Origin of the sequence: Demequina sp. TMPB413 (assembly GCF_020447105.2) — a bacterium.
In the GTDB taxonomy this organism is placed as follows: Bacteria; Actinomycetota; Actinomycetes; order Actinomycetales; family Demequinaceae; genus Demequina.
The window spans coordinates 1,955,002-1,974,846 of sequence record NZ_CP096184.1 but is presented as its reverse complement, the minus strand read 5'-3'; the positions used below and the strand labels follow the sequence as shown (position 1 = coordinate 1,974,846).

The window sequence follows — 19,845 nt, the reverse complement described above, 5'->3', positions numbered from 1 at the left end:
AGTTCTGACCGTGCTCGGGCCCGACACGCGGAACGGTTGCTCCAGGAACGGCGTGCCACGGCGATGCCCGGTCAGAACTGTTCGCCGTGTCCGGGAGGGGGCGGTGGTAGGGACAGGAGGCCGGGCCGATTAGCAGTGGCGGAGGGTTGGCAGTCGGGACAGAAGGTTGGAACGGTTCGCAGTGTCTGGGGGGTGGGCGGTCGGGGCTGAACGTCAAGACGGTTCGCAGTGTCTAGTCAGGTCGCTGGCGGCCCGCGTCCCGCTGAGCGCGAAACCTGGTCACCCGTAGCCTCGACTCGCGTAAAGTCGTGCTCACCATGAGAAGACTGCGCTGGTCGTACCTGTTCCTTGCCCTCGCGGTGATTTCGATCGCCGTCTTTGCGTTCTCCGCTGCCACGCGCACGCCGGTGACGAAGATCGAGACGAGCGAGGGCTTCGCTGTGCTCGAGTCTGGTTCCGCAAACCAGATCGAGATCACCGATGGGGACCAGCGCGTCCAAGTGACGCTGGGTGACGAGGTGCCCGAGGTGCTTGCCGACTACGAGCTTGAGGGCGGCGCGCTCATCGAGTTCTTCTACGTCGAGCCCCAGGGTGATGACGTCATCGCCGCGGTGAAGGCCGCGAATCCAGAGCTCGGCTACAACTCTGTGGTGCCGCGCGGTTCGCTCTTGCAGTCGCTGCTGCTCAACATTCTTCCCCTGCTGTTGTTCCTTGGCCTCATCTGGTTCCTGCTGAGCTCGATGCAGGGCGGCGGAAGCAAGATCATGCAGTTCGGCCGCTCGAAGGCGACCCAGGTCACCCCCGACACTCCCAAGGTCAAGTTCGACGACGTGGCTGGGGCAGAGGAGGCCGTCGAAGAGTTGAAGGAGATCCAGGAGTTCCTGGAGAACCCAGCGAAGTTCCAGGCCGTGGGTGCCAAGATCCCCAAGGGCGTGCTCTTGTACGGCGCACCCGGCACAGGAAAAACCCTGCTAGCGAGGGCCGTCGCAGGCGAGGCGGGCGTCCCGTTCTTCTCGATCTCTGGCTCCGACTTTGTGGAGATGTTCGTGGGTGTGGGCGCGAGCCGCGTGCGCGACCTCTTCGAGCAAGCCAAGAAGAACAGCCCAGCGATCATCTTTGTGGACGAGATCGACGCAGTGGGCCGTCACCGCGGTGCAGGTCTTGGTGGCGGGCACGACGAGCGCGAGCAGACCCTCAACCAGATGCTGGTGGAGATGGACGGCTTCGACATCAGCACCAACGTCATCATGATCGCCGCTACCAACCGTCCCGACATCCTTGACCCAGCGCTGCTGCGCCCCGGACGCTTCGACCGCCAGATCGGCGTCGACGCACCCGACCTCAAGGGCAGGCTCAAGGTGCTCGAGGTACACGCCAAGGGCAAGCCCATGGCGCCAGAGGTTGACCTGAACGCCGTGGCCAAGCGCACGCCAGGCTTCACGGGTGCCGACCTGGCAAACGTGCTCAACGAGGCGGCCCTGCTGACGGCCAGACGCAGCGCCACCACCATCGGCAACACCGAACTCGACGAGGCCATCGACCGCGTCATCGCCGGTCCCCAGAAGCGCACGCGCGTGATGAATGACCACGACAAGTCGGTGACGGCGTATCACGAGAGCGGCCACGCCCTCGTGGCGGCCGCCATGAACTACACCGACCCCGTCACCAAGGTCACGATCCTGCCGCGCGGCAGGGCGCTGGGCTACACGATGGTGATGCCGGTCGAGGACCGCTACTCGAAGACCCGCAACCAACTGCTCGACAACCTCGCCTACGCGATGGGCGGTCGCGTGGCGGAAGAGGTCGTCTTCGGAGACCCGTCGACGGGTGCGAGCAACGACATCTCTCAAGCCACCGAGATCGCCAAGCAGATGGTGACCGAGTTCGGCATGTCCACCGAGGTGGGCTCCGTGCGCCTGGCAGGCAGTTCTGGCGAGGTTTTCCTTGGTCGCGACATGGGCCACGGCCGCGAGTACTCGGAGCAACTCGCCGCCGTCGTCGACACCGAAGTTCGCAAGCTCTTGGACCACGCGATGGAAGAGGCCACGAAGGCCCTCACGTCGAACCGCAAGCTGTTGGACACGCTTGCGGAGCAGCTCCTCGAGAAGGAGACCCTCAACGAGGCCGAACTCAAAGAGATCTTCTCGAAGGTCAAGAAGGCCCCCGAGCGCGCCAAGTGGGTCAGTGGCGAATGGGCGCCCAAGCGCACCCCCAAGCGCCGCATCGCCAAGGCGCCAGCACCGCGTCGGACCGAACCGAAGGACACGCTCGCGGACGGTAAGGCCGACGACGCCGCCGAGAAGGGCTAGAAGTCGCATGAGCGAGAGCTACGGAAGCACGCCAGTGGACGATGTCCCGCCGCGGCCAGCTGACGGCAGCATCGACAAGGCGCGCATCGAAGCGGCGGTATGGGAGATTCTCGCGGCCATCGGCGAGGACCCCGACAGGGACGGCCTTCGCGACACTCCCGCCAGGGTCGCCCGCTCTTACGAGGAGTTTTTCGCGGGCCTCGGTCAAGACCCCGCCGACGTTCTCAGCACCGTCTTCGAACTGGGTCACGAAGAGATGATCCTGGTTAAAGACATTGAGTTGTATTCGATGTGCGAGCACCACTTGGTGCCCTTCCACGGGGTGGCCCACGTGGCGTACATCCCTGGCCCAGACGGGCGCATCACTGGTCTTTCCAAGATCGCGCGCCTCGTGGACGTGTTCGCCAAGCGGCCCCAGGTTCAGGAGCGCCTCACCACGCAAGTCGCCGACGCCCTGGTCGCGGAACTTGGCGCCCGTGGCGTGATCGTCGTGGTCGAGGCAGAGCACCTCTGCATGTCGATGCGAGGAGTGCGCAAGCCGGGCTCTCGCACGGTCACGTCGGCGGTGAGGGGCGTCATGAGGGACGCAGCGACCCGCGCGGAGGCCATGAGCCTCATCGTCGGGAAGTAGGCCCCATGGCGAGCGAGGCGCCGCGGCTACCGGTCGCCGACCGCACTCTCGTGATGGGCATTCTCAACGTCACGCCTGACTCGTTCAGCGACGGCGGGCTCTACGACGGCACTGAGGCGGCGATCGCCCGCGGTCTCGAGTTGGCCGCACAAGGGGCCGACATCGTCGACGTCGGAGGTGAGTCCACTCGCCCAGGCGCCGAACGCGTGGAACCTCGCGAGGAACAAGGCCGGGTGCTACCGGTCGTCGAGGCGCTCGTCGCCCGCGGCATCCCCGTGAGCGTTGACACCATGAGGGCGTCGACGGCGCAAGCAGCTGTGGAGGCTGGCGCCTGCCTCATCAACGACGTCTCTGGCGGGTTGGCTGACCCTGAGATGGCTGGCGTGGTGGCTGGCGCGAGCGTCGACTTCGTGGCGATGCATTGGCGCGCGCACAGCACCCACATGGACGCGAGGGACCGTTACGACGACGTCGTGGCCGAGGTGGCGAAGGAGCTCGCCGACCGCGTCGACGCCCTGGTGCGAGCCGGAGTGCCAGAAGACCGCATCGTGCTCGACCCCGGCCTTGGCTTCGCGAAAGTCGCGGACTCCAACTGGCCGCTCCTGGCGAACCTGGCCGAGTGGTCGGCGGGAAAGAGGGTCCTGATTGGCGCATCGCGAAAGCGCTTCTTGGGTGCCGCGATCTCTCGTGGCGAAGACGACGCAGTGTCGCCCGTCCAGCGCGAACACGCGACGACGGCCGTGACGACGCTCGCTGCCGCTACGGGGGCGTGGGCGGTCAGGGTGCACGACGCCCGCGCGGCGTGTGACGCGATCGCGGTCGTGTCCGCTTGGCAAGCGGCCACAAAGGCGACACGATGAAGCCATGACGTGGATGTCCACCCCTTACATGCGCTCCGGCGTTGAACTCGATCGCCTTGCCATTGAAGGGATTCGCGTCAATGGCTATCACGGAGTGCTCGACAGCGAACGGGAGACCGGCCAGGTATTCAAGGCCGACGTGGTTGCTCACGTGTCGACCCGCGCGGCCGCTCTCAACGATGACTTGGCACGCACGGTCAACTACTCGACCATCGCCGACCGTGCCGCCGAAGTGCTGGGCGGCGAGCCTGCGGAACTCATCGAGACGGTGGCAGAACGCATCGCGCTCGCAGTACTCGAGATGGATGGCGTGTATTGCGTGGACGTGCGCGTGCACAAGCCGCAAGCGCCCTTGCACGTGGAGTTCAAAGACGTCTCGGTCACCATTCGGAGGGACCTGCGCACTGGTGGACTGTGGGCCGACAAGCGCATCGGCTCCTCCGCAGGGATGCCAGACGATCCGCTGGCATTCGATTCGCAGCCCCCGGTGTTCGACCAGTTTGATCAGCGTCCTGTCCGCCCGGTGCCTGTCCTCCTGGCGATTGGCGGCAACGTCGGCGACGTTGAGCAGACGCTGCGCCAGGCCGTTGGTGAACTCGACCGCATCCCTGGAAACACCGTGCGTGGAACGTCGGCGCTGGTGAAGTCTGCACCGGCGGGCGGGCCGCCCCAGCCCGACTACCTGAACGCCGTGGTGCGCCTCGAAACGGAGATGTCGCCCCGGGAGCTCTTGGGCGCCTGCCAAGGCCTGGAGATCGCGCACGATCGCGAGCGCACGGAGGTCAATGGCCCGCGGACGCTCGACATCGACATCATCGACTTCGACGGCGCGGTGGGAGAAACCGACGATCTGACACTTCCTCACCCTCGAGCGCACGAGCGCGGCTTTGTGGTCGTGCCGTGGGCGCACATGGAACCAGATGCGCAGTTGCCTGGCGTGGGTTCCGTCGCCCAACTCGCTCGCAGACTCGCCGCTTCGGTAGCTCTGGTGGCCGATCCCTGGCCAGCGCAGAGCAGCCACGCGTCGGCATGAGCCGCCGATGGTCGTGACGGGAATCGGGCAGTGAAGGGCAGGCTTCTGTGAGGCCACTGCGGTGGAAGGTGCTCGCCTCGGCGACCCTCATCTCGGCCCTCTTCGGTTGGGGCGGCTCCATGCTTGCCCTCCGGGGAGGCGCGACCCCCATCCTCGTGCCCTGGACCACGCTCATCGTCGGCATCGTGCTCGGAGGCGTCGTCCTCGCCGCAGGCTGGACCGTGCGCCAAGTCAAGTTGGGACGTCGGCGCATGGACCCCACTCGTGCCGTGCGCACGGCCGTGCTAGGACAGGCTTGCGCCTACGCCGGCGCGCTCCTGGCTGGCTCGTACGGCGGCTACGCGGCGTCGCTCCTTCCCGACTGGTCCCACACGCCACGCAGGGAGGCCGCGATTGCGGCAGGGCTGGCGGCGCTCGGAGGGCTCGTCATGCTCGTGGCGGGCGTCATCGCCGAATACTGGTGCCGCATTGGCCCCGATGACGACGACGACGGCAGCGACTCAGCGGAGGCGGGAGTGGCACACTAGCCACATGACCTGGTTTAGCCCCGACGACGTCGCGTGGACCCCCGCATCTCGACAACTCATCCCCGTCCGCCTCATCGTGATCGGCATCGTCTTTGTGCCTGCCGTCGCTGCGACGGCCATCCTCGCCGCGCTTGTCTGGAGCGGCATGTGGTGGTTCACGGCCGGGTTGCTGCTCTTGGGCGCGTGGTGTGCCTGGATCGGTGTACGACTGGTGCTCGCGCACGGCTGGGCAGAACGCGAGGACGACCTGTTGGTCAAGCGAGGCCGGTTGTGGCGCTCGGTCACCGTCGTTCCGTATGGCCGCATGCAGTACGTCGAGGTCTCCTCAGGACCGATCGCGAGGGCGTTCGGGATCGCGACGGTGCAGTTGCACACCGCCTCGCCCGGTACCGATGCGTCGCTCAATGGGGTGCCCGCTGACGATGCTGCGCGGCTGAGGGATCGCCTCACGTCGAGGGGCGAGGCGCGGTTGGCGGGGCTGTGAGCGCTCCTGACCGCGTGTACTCCGCGCCGCGCGAGTGGACGAGAGTCCACCCCGTCTCGCCGCTACTCGGCGGCTGGGCGGTCCTCGCCGGTATCGCCGGTTACTGGTTCTACAACCAGGGGCCTGGCTCCGCGTCCGGCGACGAGGGAGGGCAACTCCACCTGTCCATCGCGTTCCTCGTGGGCGCCATCGTGCTCGGCGTCATTCTCGCCGTGGGCTTCAGCTACCTCGCGTGGTACTTCCACACCTTCCGCATCACCGACGAGGCCATCGAGCAGCGCAAGGGCATGGTGTTTCGCCAACAGCGCCAGGCGCGACTCGACCGACTCCAGGCCGTCGACGTGGTGCAGCCCCTGATCGCCAGGATTTTCGGCTTCGCCAAGATCACTGTCGAGGTCGCGGGAGGCGCTCAATCCGGAATCGCCTTGCAGTTCCTCCGTCTTGCCGACGCCGAGGCGCTCCGCAACGAGATCCTCTCCTTGGCCGCTGGCTACCGCGCCGAGGTCGCCGCGCGCCACGGCGAGCAGGACGGCGAGCGCCGTGGGACAACGATGCGCGAAGAGCTAGAGCACTTCAGGGTTGCCCCAGCGCCAGGCTCGGCGCGCACGGCGATCGCCGCTGCGGAGGAGCGCCTCCTCGTGACCGTTCCTGTGCCGCGACTGCTCGTGTCGATCCTGCTGTCGTGGGGGACGGTGGTGGCGGTAGCGTCGGCGGTGGTGCTCATGGCAGGGATCGTCGCCGTCGGCGTCTTTGTTCCCGACATCGACATCGTCGGCGCCTTCTTCGGTGGCGGTTTCATCGGCCTCCTCTCCGCAGGCGCTGGCATGATCTCTTACTCCCTGTCCTCGATCAACAGGGGAATGAACTTCCGCTTGGGCATCTCGTCCGACGGAGTGCGGATCGCTCATGGCTTGCTCGAGACGCGCAAGCAGACCGTCCCACCCGGCCGCGTCCAGGCTGTGCACTTCAAGCAATCCCTGTTGTGGCGTCGGCGCGATTGGTGGCAGATCGTCGTCAATGTCGCCGGTTATCAGGACGACCAACAAGCGGTGTCAACGCTCTTGCCTGTCGGCACGCGCGACGATGCCCTCCAAGCCTTGTGGACGGTGCTGCCCGACCTGGGCGATCCCGACCCGCACAGCACGGTGTCGCGCGCGCTGTCTGGCAGCGGTGCCGATGGCGGCTTCATCACGACTCCGGAGTCGGCCAAGTGGCTCGATCCTCTCCAACGCCGATTCCGCGGGGTACTGGCGACCGACACGGCGTTGTTCATTCGCCGCGGCTGGTTGGTGAAGGAGCTCATCGTGGTGCCCCACGAGCGCACGCAGTCGCTCGCACTCAAGCAGGGCCCCGTCCAAAGGGCACTGGGGCTGGCCGACGTCGCGGTGCATTCGACCAAGGGCGTCGTGAACCCAGTGGCGCAGCACCTTGCGGTAGTGGACGCGATCGAGTTGCTGACCGCTCAGGCTCGCAGGGCGCGAGCACGGCGCAAGGTGCAGACGCCGGAACAGTGGATGCAAAAGGTCGGGCTCATCGATGACGGCTCCGAGTAACCCTTCCAAGCCCGGTCGCCTGAACGTCGGCATTGTGGGCGCCGGGAAGGTCGGCGCGTCTTTTGGCGCGTCCTTGCGATTGGCCGGCCACCTCGTCGTCGGCGCCTCTGGCGTGTCTGAAGCGTCGGTCAACCGCATCGACACGATGCTGCCCGGTGTGCCCCGGCTCGACGTCGAGGAAGTGGTGCGCCGCTGCGAGCTGGTGTTTCTCGCGGTGCCGGACGACGCCGTGGTCGAGTTGGTAGAGGGCCTCGCCGCGGTGGGTGCATGGCGCGGTGGCCAGCTCGTGGCGCACTGCTCGGGTCGTCTCGGTCTCGGGGCACTCGCCGCCGCGGCTGGAGCCGGCGCTGTGCCGCTCGCAATCCACCCAGCGATGACGTTCACGGGGACGTCCCTCGATCTCGACCGAATGGTCGGCGCCACTTTTGCCGTGACGGCGCCGCCCGCCTTCTTGCCCATTGCTCAAGCGCTCGTGGTGGAGATGGGAGGCGAGCCGGTTGTTCTTGACGACGCTGCGCGTGCGCTCTATCACGCGGCGCTCGTGCACGGCGCTAATCATGTGGTGACGTTGGTTTCTCAAGCGGCCGCGCTCCTCGCCGACGCCGGGGTTGAGTATCCCGGCAGGCTGCTGGGGCCGCTCGTTCACGCGTCGATTGAGGGGGCGCTCGCGGACACCCCAGGGACGGCGGCGACCCTCACGGGACCCGTTGTCAGGGGAGACGCAGGGACCATCGCCTCGCACCTCGAGGCGCTCAGGGCGCATGCTGACGTGAAGGACGCCTATCGTGCGATGGCGCGGTCAACGGCAGACCTTGCGCTCGCCGCAGGCCGGATCGGCCCTGCAGACTACGCGGCAGTGATCGCCGCATTGGGAGACAACTGACATGCGTATCGTTCACACCGCCGCCGATCTTGCCCCACTTGCCCCTCGCGCCGACGATGACGAGCGCGGCCGTCGGGCCGTCGTCATGACGATGGGGGCCTTGCACGAGGGGCACCTCGCGCTGGTGCGTGCCGCACGCGAGGCCGCCGAGCACGTCGTGGTGACCGTGTTCGTCAATCCGCTCCAGTTCAACGACGCGAGCGACCTTGAACGCTACCCGCGGGACCTGGACGCCGACGCGGCCTTGCTCGAGCCGCTCGGCGTTGACGTGCTGTATGCCCCTTCCGTCGAGGATGTCTACCCTGGCGGCAGGCCCGTGGTGACGGTGTCGGCGGGCGAGATCAACGACGTCCTCGAGGGGAGCCATCGGCCGGGGCACTTCGACGGGGTGCTCACCGTCGTGCTGAAGCTCATGCACCTCACACGACCCGATGTCGCGTACTTCGGGCAGAAGGATGCGCAACAGGTGATCGCGATTCGGACGATGTGTCGTGATCTCAACGTGCCGGTGGAGATCGAGGTGGTGCCCACAGTGCGTGACGCGGACGGGCTGGCCTTGTCGAGCCGTAACGCGCGCTTGTCGGAGTCCGAGCGGGCCGACGCCCTCGTGTTGTCGCGCGCGCTCGGAGAGGCCGAACAGGTCATTCAGGAGGGCGGACCGCTGTCGCTTGCGCTCACGGTGGCGCGAGCGGCCCTCGCGGAGGTGCCTGACGTCGTCCCTGACTATGTTGCCGCCATGGACCCGGCGTCCGCGCGAGTGGTCGAGGGCGACTACCGTGGAGAGGTGGTGATCGCCGTCGCCGCCCACGTGGGCGAGACGCGACTCATCGACAACGTGATGACACGCGTTGGCCCCCGCGAGGGTGCGGCCGAGGCGTAGACCCCTGAGAGGCACGGCATGACCTTCAAGACACTTCAGCGGCCGATGATGATCTCCAAGCTTCATCGGGCCACGATCACCCAAGCCGATCTGCATTACGTGGGCTCCATCACGATCGATGCCACGCTCATGGAGGCCGCTGATCTGCTCCCAGGCCAACAGGTCGACGTTGTTGACGTCACGAACGGCTCGCGACTGACCACATACGCGATCCCTGGCGAACCCGATTCGGGAGTCATCTGCATCAATGGCGCGGCCGCGCACTTGGTGCACGAGGGCGACGTGGTGATCATCATCGCTTACGGGCTGATCGGCGATGAGGAGGCTCACCAGTACGAGCCGCACGTGGTGTTCGTTGACGCCGCCAACCGCATCATGGATGTCTGTGATGAGCCCGGCAGGGTGCCTGCCGGTTCAGGGCTGGAGCCGTCCGGGCTGCCGATTCACGACTTCCGCTCGGGAGGCTGGAAGGCGTACAAGACCGCCGAACTGCCGACGACGCCCGCTCCCGACCTGCCATAAGACTCCACTGCATCTGCCCTGGTGGCAGGGCCATTTTTCATGCCGAGTTGCGGCTTTTGCCCGTTTCGATATCGTTTTCCATGGGACGAAGGGGTCCTGCCGCGTCGCTAGCGCGGCTCCCTGCTGAGGACGTCTCACGGTTCACGCAACGATGCTGACACGGGAGCACACTCATGAGAAGAAGGCTTCATTCCACCGCGGTGATCGCGGGCCTCATCGCCTTGGTGGGAGCGGTGGTCATCCCCGCCGCCGCACAGGCGGCCGTACCGGAGACGGTCACGTCTGTCGATTTTGAAGACGGCACCCTCGGCGACTGGAGCGCCTCTGGGGAGGCGGAACTCACCGTCGTCGACGACGACACCAAGGTGCTTGAAGTGGCCGGCAGGGCCGCCGACTACGAAGGGATCCAAACCGCCACCGGCATCTTCGAGCCTGGCGCGACGTACGAGTTCACCATGCGCGCGAAACTCGACGATGCGGTCACCGAGTCCACCGGTATTCGCTTCGTGATGAAGCCCGCCTACACGTGGATCGGCAACACGACGATCGATGGCGCTGGCTGGACTCAGGTGACTGGCAGCATCGTGGTCCCCGCCGACGCGAATGCGAGTGAACTGCAGGCGTACATCGGCACCGACGACATTGCCGGCCTTGACGATTTCACGTACTACTTGGACGACATCGTGGTCACCAAGACGGCCGACGCTCCCGAGTGCGTGCCCGACGTGGTCCCCGTCGCATCGATTGACTTCGAGGACGGCACCACGGGCGACTGGAGTGCGTCGGGAGGCGCCGCTCTCGCGGTGATCGACGACGACACGAAGGTCCTTGAGATCGCTGGCCGCGCCGCCGACTACGAGGGCCTGCAGAGCCCGGCGGCGTACCTCACGCCTGGAACCACGTATCACCTGTCGATGCGCGTGAAGTTGGGCGCCGATGCGACCGAGGCCGCTGGGGTGCGCTTTGTGGTCAAGCCCGCGTACACGTGGGTGGGCAACACGACGGTCGACTCCTCCGGTTGGGCGACGGTATCGGGCACGTACACCGTGCCCGACGACGCAGTTGCGGCGGACCTCCAGGTCTACATCGGCACCGATGACATCGAGGGCATCGCGGACTACACGTACTACGTCGACGACATTGTGGTGACCGCCAACGGCGACAATTGCGACGACGGGGGCGGCCCTGATGGGCCAGCGCCAGGCACCGTGCTCCTCGCCAATGACTTCGAGAGCGACCTGGGCGGTTGGGGCGCGCGTGACAACGGCGAGGGCGCGCCAACCGTCTCCCTCAGCACCGCCTATGCGCACGGCGGCAGCCAGTCGGCGGCCGTCACGGACCGCGTGAGCCAAGGCTCCGGCATGGGAATCGACGTCACCGAGTTGCTCACGCCAGGCGCGCCGGTCGAGTTGACCGCGTGGGTCCGCTTTGGCGAAGGACAGGCGACGGACGACGTCTGGCTATCGATGCAGCGCACCACCGACGGTTCGGACTCCTTCGACACCCTCGCGCAATTCACCGGAGTGACCAACTCTGGATGGACGCAAGTGACCGCGCGCTTCACGCCAGCGGCTTTTGACACGGCGCTGCTGTACTTCGAAACCGCGTACTCGGGCACCAACACGTCGGACCTGTACTTCGACGACATCACCCTGCAGGTGCCAGACCCCGTGGTCATCGAGGACTTGCCGCCGATCAAGGACAACGTCCCGTTCCCGATAGGGGTCGCGATCGACAGCAGGGAGACCACCGGCGCGGCGGCCGAACTCGTGCAGCGCCACTTCGGCCAGGTCACGCCGGAGAACTACATGAAGCCAGAGGCCTGGTACGACGATGAGGGCAACTGGGCGCCCAATGCTGGCGAGATCAACGCCGTCATGGACTTCGCTCGAGCGAACGACCTCACCGTTTACGGACACGTGCTCGTGTGGCACAGCCAGACGCCGGAGTTCTTCTTCCAGCACGAGGACGGCACGCCGCTCACCTCGGACCCTGCCGACCAGGAGTTGTTGCGCCAGCGGATGCGCGACCACATCTTCAATGTCGCGCAGTACTTGAGCGACGAGTACGGGCTGTTCGGTTCGGAGACGAACCCGCTGATCGCCTTCGACGTGGTCAATGAGGTCATCTCCGACTCGGGCGAGTACGCCGACGGACTGCGGCGCTCGGATTGGTACGCCATCCTTGGCGAGCAGTTCATTGACGACGCATTCGCTTACGCGGATGAGGCGTTCAACGACGTCTACGCCGACGCTGCTGCCGACCGCCCGGTGACGCTCTTCATCAACGACTACAACACCGAGCAGGCAGGAAAGCGAGCGCGCTACCACGACCTCGTTGAGAGGCTCCTGGACCGCGGCGCCCCTGTGGACGGCGTGGGTCACCAGTTCCACCTCAACCTCGCGTACCCCGTGGAGAACGTCGAGGCCGCGCTGACGGACTTCGAAGACCTGCCAGTCATCCAGGCTGTCACCGAGTTCGACGTGCCCACCGGCACACCCGAGTCGGAGGCCAAGTTCATAGACCAGGGTTACTACTACAAGCAGGCCTTCGACATCTTCAGGGCGCATGCCGATGATCTGTATTCCGTCACCGTGTGGGGCCTGTACGACGCCCGCAGCTGGCGCGACGACAACGGTGGCCCGCTCGTCTTCGACGACGATCTCCAGGCAAAGCCTGCCTACTACGGCATCGTCGATGGGGACTTGCCGGCTCCGTTGCGCTCGGCGAACGTCTTCGCTGGGGACGTTCCGCTCGATGGCGACGCCGTCGGCTCGCCCGTGTGGGAGCGCCTGCCCTTGATCGAATTCGAAGGAGGCTCCTTCCAGACGCGTTGGGCAAGCGACCACCTCACCGTCTACGTCGAGACGGACGACGCCACGGCGTCGGCGGGTGACGCCGTCCAGTTCCAGGTGGGCGAGGCGGTCTACACGGTCAATCGCGACGGTAGCGGGGACGTGGCGGCCGAGGCCGAGGAGACTGAAGACGGCTACGTCGTGGTTGCTCACCTGCCGCTCGCCGATGCGGCGCAAGGGGACACGCTGTCCTTTGACGTCGCGGTGCTCTCCGAAGGCGCTTCATCGGGGTGGAACACGGAAGGCGTCCTTGGCACCCTCACGTTGATCGAGGAGCTCTCCTTTGTCGAGGTTGAGGAAGCGACGGAGGCACCCGCCATCGACGCCTCGATCGACGACGTCTGGGAGGACGCCAACGCCGTGACCACCGACAAGCAGGTCAGTGGCACGGACGGCGCGATTGCGACGGTTCGCACTCTGTGGAAGGACGACACGCTCTACGTGTTGGCAGAGGTGGCGGATCCCACTGTGGACCTCACCGGCTCCGACCCGTGGACTCAAGACTCCGTGGAGATCTTTGTCGACGCTGGCAACGCCAAGGCAGGCTCGTATCGTCCTGACGACACGCAGATCCGCATCAACGCGGAGAACGTCGTCTCGTTCGGCACGGGAGACGAGGCGATCCAGGCGTCAAGGCTTGAATCGGCCACGGCTCTCGTGGAGGGCGGCTACGTGGTCGAAGCGGCGATCAGCCTCCTCGAGTACGGAGGCGAGGGCACGTTCCACGGCCTGGACTTCCAGGTCAACGATGCGACGGACGGGGAGCGCACCTCCATCCGCAACTGGGCCGACCCCACGGGGCTCGGGTATCAGTCGACGGCGCACTGGGGCGTCGGGGAACTGGTCGCGGCGGAGGTCGAACCGCCAACCTGCGGTCCCGGCAAGCCGTGCCCGCCGCCCTGCAAGTGGGGCTGGTTCCCTGGCAAGGCCTGCTGGCCGCACGACGGAGGTTGGGGCCACGGCGGCGGCTGGGGTGGCTGGGGCCACGGTTGGGGTCATGGCGGTGGCTGGAGCGGCCACGGTTTCGGATGGTTCAAGCCCTGGTATTCGCCCATGAAGCACCACAGCTTCGGGTCTGGAGGATGGTGGCGCTAGCCGTCACCTTCGAGGCGACGTAGGGGGTCGGGCGGGACACCCGGTCCCCTACGGGCCTCCAGCCGGTCACGGCAGCCGGAGCGCTCGACGGGCTTAGGCTGTGGCCATGACGCGCTACGTTCAGAAGCTGTCCGCCCCCACACCCGGCTGGACGGCCACGGCCGATGTCATCGTGGTCGGCTCTGGCATTGCTGGGCTCACGACTGCGCTCGAACTGCGTCGCAAGGTTGATCGCGTCCTGATCGTGACCAAGGGGCCGCTCAGTTCGGGCAACACGGTGTGGGCGCAGGGCGGAATCGCTGCGGCCATGGACCCGGAGGACACTCCCGAAGAACACCTTGTCGACACCCTTGAGGCGGGTGCAGGGCTGTGCTCGGAGGCCGCCGTCCGCGCCCTCGTGACGGAGGGCCCTGATCGCGTGCGCAAGCTCGTGGAACGTGGGGCCCAGTTCGACACTGGGCCCACCGGTGGCATGACCCTCACTCGCGAGGGCGGTCATCACCGCGATCGGATCGCCCACGCCGGCGGCGATGCCACCGGCGCAGAGATCTCCCGCGCGCTCGTGGCTCGGCTCGACGCGGTCAAGGCCGACCCTCGCATCGAGGTCATCGAGAACGCCATGGTGGTCGACCTGCTGACGTGCGCTCCCGATGCTGACGGTCACGCTGGTTCGATCTGCGGGGTGACACTGCACGTCATCGGCGAGGGAACGCGCGACGGCATCGGCGCAGCATTGGCGAAGTCAGTGGTGATAGCCACCGGAGGCATCGGCCAGGTGTATCGATCCTCGACCAACCCAGCGTCGGCGACGGGGGACGGGGTGGCCGCCGGCCTGCGTGCGGGAGCGGCTGTCGCCGACATGGAGTTTGTCCAGTTCCACCCGACCGTCCTGTGGCAAGGCGCCTCGGCCCGCGACCAGCAACCCCTCATCTCTGAAGCCGTACGGGGGGAGGGGGCGCACCTGCTGAACGCCGCTGGCGAGCGATTCATGGTGGGGCGTCACGACTTGGCGGAACTCGCGCCTCGCGACGTCGTGTCGCGCAACATCGTGCGCATGATGGAGGAAGAAGGCTCCGACAATGTGTTCCTGGACTGCAGGCACCTGGGCGAGACCTTCCTGCGCGAGCGTTTCCCCACCATCTGGGAGCGCCTCGAGGAACGCAACATCGACATGGCCACGGACCTGATTCCCGTGGCACCAGCTCACCACTTCCACTCGGGTGGGATTCTCACGGAACTCAACGGACGGTCGACCATTCGGGGCCTCTACGCGGTGGGAGAGGCGGCGTGCTCCGGCGTGCACGGCGCGAACCGACTCGCGTCAAACTCGCTGCTCGAGGGCCTGGTCTTCGCGACGAGGGCTGCGGCCGACGCCGCCGCGCTGGTCGCCGACGGCACGCTCGCGCAGGGTGAGCCCGTCGAGCGACCAGGACCCACCTCGCTCGTCCCTGCGACGATGCGCGGGCGGATCCAGTCGGTTGCGCACCGGGGAGCCGGGCCGCTTCGCGACGCCGACGGCCTGCGGCGGGCGGTCGATACCTTGGCGGCGACGCGAGCCAAGTTCCACACCACCAACGGCACCACGGTGATGCCGCAGGTCGCCGAGTGGGAGACGTCGAACGTGCTGGGCGCTGCGTCCGTCATTTCGGAGGCGGCGCTCGAGCGCGAAGAGAGCCGTGGAGGCCACCAGCGCACCGACTTTCCCGACACCTCGGAGGCGTGGCGCGTGCGGCTTGCGGCGACCCTCAACCCCGATGGTGCACTCGAGTTCATGAGGGCCCCGATCGAGCTCACATAGCGGCCGGTACGAATCGAGCCATTTGGCGTGACGAAGCGGGCACCCTGGCGCACCCTCGCGGTACACCCCCAGACACTGCGAACCGATCTCGGCCCGACACGCCGGGCTGGGGGCCTGAACACGGCGTTCCGCCGGCGCGGCGCATGGCGCAACGGTTCGTACTGTCGGGCGGACGGGCGCGCGGGGGCTTGTCCGTTCTTGAAGCGAATGCGACACCGGCCGGGAGGGCAGTGCCCCCTCGGCCGGTGGATATCCCCACGATCTCGGTTCGCGGCGGCCATTGGCCGCCACGTCTTATGCAGGAACGAGCGGTGCGATCGGTCCGTTCTCCAGCTCCAGATCCGGCAGCGATGTGCGCATCGTCAGCATGCCACCGTCGAAGTTTGCTGAGTCAAATCCCGACTGAGCGAGCACCCGGTGAGCAAGGTACGAGCGGAAACCGGACTCGCAGTGCACCCGGACGGGGCGCCCCGCCGCACGCTCGCGGATGAGGTCAAGGTTCTCCCTGATCTCGTCGTGCGGGATGTGAATCGCCTCCGGGAGGTGGCCCCTCTCGACCTCGCCCGCCGAGCGCACGTCGATGATGAGCGCATTCTCGCGCGCCCACTCGACGTCCTCGGCGTGCCACAACTTCAGGTTGCCGGCCACGTAGTTCTGCATCATGAAGCCCAGCATGTTGACGGGGTCCTTGGCGGAACCGAAGGGCGGGGCGTAGGCAAGTTCCAACTCGGCCAGGTCGTCGGCGCCGAATCCGGCGCGCAGCGCCGTCGCAAGCACGTCGATGCGCTTGTCCACGCCGTCGCGGCCAACGCCCTGTGCGCCCAGCAGAGTGCCGTCGGGAGCGAATGTCGCCATCAGGTGCAGTTGTTGCGCGCCCGGGTAGTAGCCAGCGTGGTTGAGGTGGTGCGTGTGGTGCACCACGTAGTCCATGCCCGCCTGGTCAAGCATGCGAGGGCTTGCGCCGGTGACGGACGCCGTCAAGCCGAAGACGCGCACCACGGCCGTGCCAAGCACTGGCTGCGCATCCGTGGCGACACCGTAGATGGACTCGGCCGCGCGTCGTCCCTGGCGGTTCGCGGGGCCTGCGAGCGGCACGGGTCCGATAACACCGGTGACGCCGTGGCGCACCGCGATGGCGTCGCCCACGGCCCAAATGTGAGGGTCCGCGGTGCGTTGCTGTGCGTCGACGATGATCGCGCCGCGCTCGTCGACCTCGAGTCCCGCCTCGGAGGCAAGCCGCGAGTTGGGGCGCACGCCCACCGAGACCACCACAAGGTCCACGGTGGCTGCGGCACCATTGGTCAGGGTGACGGTGACGCCGCGCTCCGCGGGCTCGATCGCCGATGCGCCGGCACCGGTGATGACGTCCACGCCGTTGGCGGTGAGTTCGAGTTCCACGAGGCGCGCGAGCTCGGGCGATAGCGGGGGCAACACCTGTGGCGCCAGTTCGACGAGGGCGACCTCAAGGCCGCGCTCGCGGAGCGCTTCCGCCGTCTCGAGCCCGATGAAGCCGGCGCCGAGGACGACAGCGGTCTTCGCGTCCGTGACCCTGTCTGCCAGGGCGATCGCGTCGTCGACGGTGCGCAGGTGGGTGACCTCTGGCAGATCGACGCCGGGAATCGGCGGCATGAAGGCGTTGGCGCCCGGGGAGAGGACGAGGGCGTCGTACGCGACCCGCTCCTCGCCGTTCGGGCCGACAACGGTGACGGTTTGCGCGGTGCGATCGATGCCAACCACCTCGGTACCGACGCGGACGTCGAGGCCGAGCGAGGCTGCGAGGGTGTCGGGAGTGTGCAGGAGCAACGACTCCTTCGCGGTGATCTCTCCGCCGACGTGATAGGGCAAGCCGCAGTTCGCGAAGGACACGTACGGACCCTTTTCGAACACGATGATCTCGGCAGATTCGTCGAGGCGGCGGGCTCGGGCGGCGGCCGACATGCCGCCGGCCACTCCGCCCACGATGACGATACGCATGGGTACTCCTTGGGTTGTCGATGCCGGGCAAGGTGGGGTGTCACCGGCGACTTCCCGCAGTCTAGCACATACCCCCGGGGGTATCGCCGCGCGCGGCCCACGCTAACCTCTGAATGTGACCCAATCTCAGCGTGCCGCGTGGTTCTTCACCGTGCTAGTGACCTTGGTCGCGTTCGGTCTTGTGGTCCCTCAGCTTCCGGCGCTGGGCGACCAGACGCGGACGCTCGATGCGGATACCGAGGTCGGCATGGCGACCGGCTCCGTCGTGATCCCCGCGCGGTGGGAGGTCGACATCGCGGCGACGTCGCAGCAGACCCCTGTCGCGTCCATGGGCGGCGTGGAGGTCACGATCGCCGACGCCGCATGGTTGGGGGGCAGCTCCGGACTGCTCGACAACGTTGCGCGGTTGCTCTTCGACGGCGACGCCGTCGTGCCCGAGATAGATACAGACGACGCCGACGCCGAGGGTGGGGAGCCGTCGCGCGAGGTGTGGCAGCTCACGCCATCGGCCGACGCCGCGGACGACGCTCCCGTCTGGGTTGACGTGGTGCGTGAGGGCGAGGGCGTCGCGCTCGTGGTGGTAAGGGGCGATGCCGCTGAAGCGGAGGTGCTGACCGAACAGATCGACGAGATCAGGGACTCGATCACACTCGACCTGTCGACCGTCGACGTGGAGGTGGCCGCGTGAGGGAACTGACGCGCAAGCGATTCGCCGTCCCGTGGTGGGCACCCCGCCGAGCCGGCTGGTGGCTATTGGTCGTGGCCTGCGTCGCCGGTGCCGTGAGCGTGTGGCTTGCGCTCGAGCCCGGCTGGCAAGACTTCCCGACCGTCGGGGTGACCGCGCTGGTGCTCACGGTGCCGCTCGCCGTGACATGGTGGTGGCTGTTGAGGCTGCCTCAACTGTGGGCCCGCATCGCACCTTCTGCCGCCGTCGCGTCCATCACCTGGGGTGCTGCGGTGGCGGCCGGCATCTACGCACTGCCGTCGAACTCCGCGCTCATCACCGTCATGGGTCAGCGAATCAGCATCGACACCGCGCAAGCGTGGGGACCAGGGCTCATCGCGCCCCTCACCGAGGAGACGGGCAAGGCGATGGTGATCGGCGTCGTGCTGCTCGCCGCCGGTCAGAGGCTGCGTACGCCGATGGATGCCGCGCTGCTAGCCGGTTTCGCCGGTGTGGGCTTCACCCTGACAGAGGACGTGCTCTACGCGTTCAACATCGCGTACATCAACCTTGGCGAGAACCAGGTGATCTCGACGGTGGTCATCTACTTTGTGCGCGCCGTTCTCTTTGGCGCCGTGGCCCACGCGGCTTTCGCTGCGTTCGTGGGCGCGGGGCTCGGCTACCTGCTGGTGGGCCGCGACAAGGGCCGTGTTCCGCTGGGTATCGCACTGATCCTGCTCGGACCGGTGCTCCACGGGCTGTGGAACTCGCCATGGTTCCTGTCCCTGTGGCTGCGCGCGCTGTTCCTGGTGGTCGTGCCGTTCCTCGTGTGGTGGGTGTTGTGGGCGGTGCGGCGCAGTGAGTATCTGTGGTTTCGCCGAACGCTCGCTGAGCCAGGGGTGCTCGGTGCCATTCCGCCCGCCTACCTTGATGCCGTGCGACCGACGTGGTGGCAGCGCCGCAAGTACCGCGCTTCCGTCGTACGCACCTACGGCCGTCAGGCCATGCCTGCCCAACGGGCTACCGAGGCAGAACTGACGGACCTCGCCGACGCCGTGGCTATGGGCGACGACGCCGACGCAGCGCGGTTGAGGGCAACGCTTGAGGCGAGGCTGGTCCCTGCCGTTACTCGCTGATGACGCCCAGGTCAATGTAGTACTCGCGGGGTAGCGGCTCTTTGACGGTGTCGCGCGTGATGGAGTCAAGGTCGATGGGCTCGGCCCAGCGGGCGATGACGGGCTCGGCGTTGAAGCACTCGCCGTATCCAGTGACTCCCCACTCGTGCTCCGTGGAGTATCTGCCGTCGGGATGCTTGGTGATGGTCCAGTCGAGCGCGTAGAGCACTTGCTGCCCGCCTCGCACGGCCGAGTAGCACCCTTCGACAACCGCGGAGTTGCCGTCCGGTGACTCTTCGATAGCAAGGATGTTGCCGTAAAACGCAAACTCGGCATCAAGCTCGGTGGCTCGCGTGTCGACAAGAGCGCCTGAGAAGCGTTGCTGCTTTAGCGCATACGCCTCAGCTGTCGCTCCGTCGTAGCCCAGCGCGGCCACAGTGTCTGGGTCGGAGACGTCCGCGTATACAGCGGCGAGGTTCCGCTGGATAGTGGCATCGATGTAGGCCTGTGCCCACTCGGAGTCCCACACGCCGCCGGTGGGTTCCCCTTCTGCCCATACGACGTCGGGCCGCTCTAGGTCGCTTGCCGTCTCCGAACATCCACCAAGCAGCAGCGACAGAGCGATGACGCATACCGCCGCGCCTGCTCGTCGCGCCATGGTT

16 protein-coding genes are annotated in these 19,845 nt (G+C 66.9%); 14 read left to right on the top strand and 2 right to left on the bottom strand.

Annotated elements, in window-relative coordinates:
* Positions 1-317 precede the first annotated feature (317 nt).
* The 12 genes from ftsH (at position 318) to LGT36_RS09430 (ending at position 15,430) form a co-directional block, all read left to right on the top strand.
* Positions 318-2,309 (top strand): ATP-dependent zinc metalloprotease FtsH, encoded by a 1,992-nt coding sequence (ftsH, locus tag LGT36_RS09485; protein WP_226096487.1) that lies wholly within the window; start codon positions 318-320, stop codon positions 2,307-2,309.
* Positions 2,310-2,316: 7 nt separating this feature from the next.
* Entirely contained in the window at positions 2,317-2,940 is a 624-nt protein-coding gene (gene folE / locus LGT36_RS09480) for a GTP cyclohydrolase I FolE (protein WP_226096488.1), read from the top strand.
* Positions 2,941-2,945: 5 nt separating this feature from the next.
* On the top strand, positions 2,946-3,800 hold the full coding sequence (gene folP / locus LGT36_RS09475) for a dihydropteroate synthase (RefSeq protein WP_226096489.1): 855 nt from the start codon (positions 2,946-2,948) through the stop codon (positions 3,798-3,800).
* A 4-nt stretch (positions 3,801-3,804) separates the two neighbouring features.
* Entirely contained in the window at positions 3,805-4,833 is a 1,029-nt protein-coding gene (gene folK, locus LGT36_RS09470) for a 2-amino-4-hydroxy-6-hydroxymethyldihydropteridine diphosphokinase (protein WP_226096490.1), read from the top strand.
* Positions 4,834-4,880: 47 nt separating this feature from the next.
* The gene (locus LGT36_RS09465) at positions 4,881-5,360 is read left to right on the top strand and encodes a DUF3180 domain-containing protein (RefSeq protein ID WP_226096491.1); all 480 of its coding nucleotides are present in this window, start codon (positions 4,881-4,883) and stop codon (positions 5,358-5,360) included.
* Positions 5,361-5,364: 4 nt separating this feature from the next.
* On the top strand, positions 5,365-5,844 hold the full coding sequence (locus tag LGT36_RS09460; RefSeq protein ID WP_226096492.1) for a PH domain-containing protein: 480 nt from the start codon (positions 5,365-5,367) through the stop codon (positions 5,842-5,844).
* Complete coding sequence (locus tag LGT36_RS09455) at positions 5,841-7,397, top strand: PH domain-containing protein (protein WP_226096493.1); 1,557 nt, start codon at positions 5,841-5,843, stop codon at positions 7,395-7,397. The genes LGT36_RS09460 and LGT36_RS09455 overlap by 4 nt, the downstream gene beginning before the upstream one ends.
* A complete protein-coding gene (locus LGT36_RS09450) occupies positions 7,381-8,280 on the top strand; it encodes a Rossmann-like and DUF2520 domain-containing protein (RefSeq protein WP_226096494.1) in 900 nt (299 codons plus the stop codon). The genes LGT36_RS09455 and LGT36_RS09450 overlap by 17 nt, the downstream gene beginning before the upstream one ends.
* 1 nt (position 8,281) lies before the next feature.
* On the top strand, positions 8,282-9,160 hold the full coding sequence (gene panC / locus LGT36_RS09445; protein ID WP_226096495.1) for a pantoate--beta-alanine ligase: 879 nt from the start codon (positions 8,282-8,284) through the stop codon (positions 9,158-9,160).
* A gap of 18 nt (positions 9,161-9,178) precedes the next feature.
* A complete protein-coding gene (gene panD, locus LGT36_RS09440) occupies positions 9,179-9,682 on the top strand; it encodes an aspartate 1-decarboxylase (RefSeq protein ID WP_226096496.1) in 504 nt (167 codons plus the stop codon).
* 173 nt (positions 9,683-9,855) lie between these two features.
* The gene (locus tag LGT36_RS09435) at positions 9,856-13,632 is read left to right on the top strand and encodes an endo-1,4-beta-xylanase (protein ID WP_226096497.1); all 3,777 of its coding nucleotides are present in this window, start codon (positions 9,856-9,858) and stop codon (positions 13,630-13,632) included.
* A 106-nt stretch (positions 13,633-13,738) separates the two neighbouring features.
* Positions 13,739-15,430 carry an L-aspartate oxidase gene (locus LGT36_RS09430; protein ID WP_226096498.1) on the top strand — a complete coding sequence of 564 codons (1,692 nt, stop codon included), beginning with the start codon at positions 13,739-13,741 and terminating at the stop codon, positions 15,428-15,430.
* Positions 15,431-15,724: 294 nt separating this feature from the next.
* On the opposite strand, the gene LGT36_RS09425 is transcribed toward LGT36_RS09430, so the two are convergent.
* Complete coding sequence (locus LGT36_RS09425) at positions 15,725-17,404, bottom strand: FAD-dependent oxidoreductase (RefSeq protein ID WP_226096499.1); 1,680 nt, start codon at positions 17,402-17,404, stop codon at positions 15,725-15,727.
* A gap of 115 nt (positions 17,405-17,519) precedes the next feature.
* Here LGT36_RS09425 and LGT36_RS09420 point away from each other — a divergent pair, with 115 nt between their 5' ends.
* Together LGT36_RS09420 and LGT36_RS09415 are read left to right on the top strand one after the other, a co-directional pair.
* Positions 17,520-18,092, top strand: a complete 573-nt coding sequence (locus tag LGT36_RS09420) for a hypothetical protein (RefSeq protein WP_226096500.1) — start codon at positions 17,520-17,522, stop codon at positions 18,090-18,092.
* Positions 18,089-19,204, top strand: a complete 1,116-nt coding sequence (locus tag LGT36_RS09415) for a PrsW family glutamic-type intramembrane protease (protein WP_226096501.1) — start codon at positions 18,089-18,091, stop codon at positions 19,202-19,204. Before LGT36_RS09420 ends, LGT36_RS09415 begins: the two co-directional genes overlap by 4 nt.
* On the opposite strand, the gene LGT36_RS09410 is transcribed toward LGT36_RS09415, so the two are convergent.
* Positions 19,194-19,841, bottom strand: a complete 648-nt coding sequence (locus tag LGT36_RS09410; RefSeq protein WP_226094515.1) for a hypothetical protein — start codon at positions 19,839-19,841, stop codon at positions 19,194-19,196. The genes LGT36_RS09415 and LGT36_RS09410 overlap by 11 nt on opposite strands.
* Positions 19,842-19,845: the final 4 nt, after the last annotated feature.

Excerpts from the sequence above, each read along its gene's own strand:
- folK (WP_226096490.1), top strand. The coding sequence starts at position 3,805 with ATGACGTGGATGTCCACCCCTTACATGCGCTCCGGCGTTGAACTCGAT.
- folP (WP_226096489.1), top strand. The coding sequence starts at position 2,946 with ATGGCGAGCGAGGCGCCGCGGCTACCGGTCGCCGACCGCACTCTCGTG.
- LGT36_RS09410 (WP_226094515.1), bottom strand. The coding sequence starts at position 19,841 with ATGGCGCGACGAGCAGGCGCGGCGGTATGCGTCATCGCTCTGTCGCTG.
- folE (WP_226096488.1), top strand. The coding sequence starts at position 2,317 with ATGAGCGAGAGCTACGGAAGCACGCCAGTGGACGATGTCCCGCCGCGG.
- panD (WP_226096496.1), top strand. The coding sequence starts at position 9,179 with ATGACCTTCAAGACACTTCAGCGGCCGATGATGATCTCCAAGCTTCAT.
- LGT36_RS09425 (WP_226096499.1), bottom strand. The coding sequence starts at position 17,404 with ATGCGTATCGTCATCGTGGGCGGAGTGGCCGGCGGCATGTCGGCCGCC.
- ftsH (WP_226096487.1), top strand. The coding sequence starts at position 318 with ATGAGAAGACTGCGCTGGTCGTACCTGTTCCTTGCCCTCGCGGTGATT.
- LGT36_RS09430 (WP_226096498.1), top strand. The coding sequence starts at position 13,739 with ATGACGCGCTACGTTCAGAAGCTGTCCGCCCCCACACCCGGCTGGACG.
- LGT36_RS09435 (WP_226096497.1), top strand. The coding sequence starts at position 9,856 with ATGAGAAGAAGGCTTCATTCCACCGCGGTGATCGCGGGCCTCATCGCC.
- panC (WP_226096495.1), top strand. The coding sequence starts at position 8,282 with ATGCGTATCGTTCACACCGCCGCCGATCTTGCCCCACTTGCCCCTCGC.
- LGT36_RS09460 (WP_226096492.1), top strand. The coding sequence starts at position 5,365 with ATGACCTGGTTTAGCCCCGACGACGTCGCGTGGACCCCCGCATCTCGA.
- LGT36_RS09450 (WP_226096494.1), top strand. The coding sequence starts at position 7,381 with ATGACGGCTCCGAGTAACCCTTCCAAGCCCGGTCGCCTGAACGTCGGC.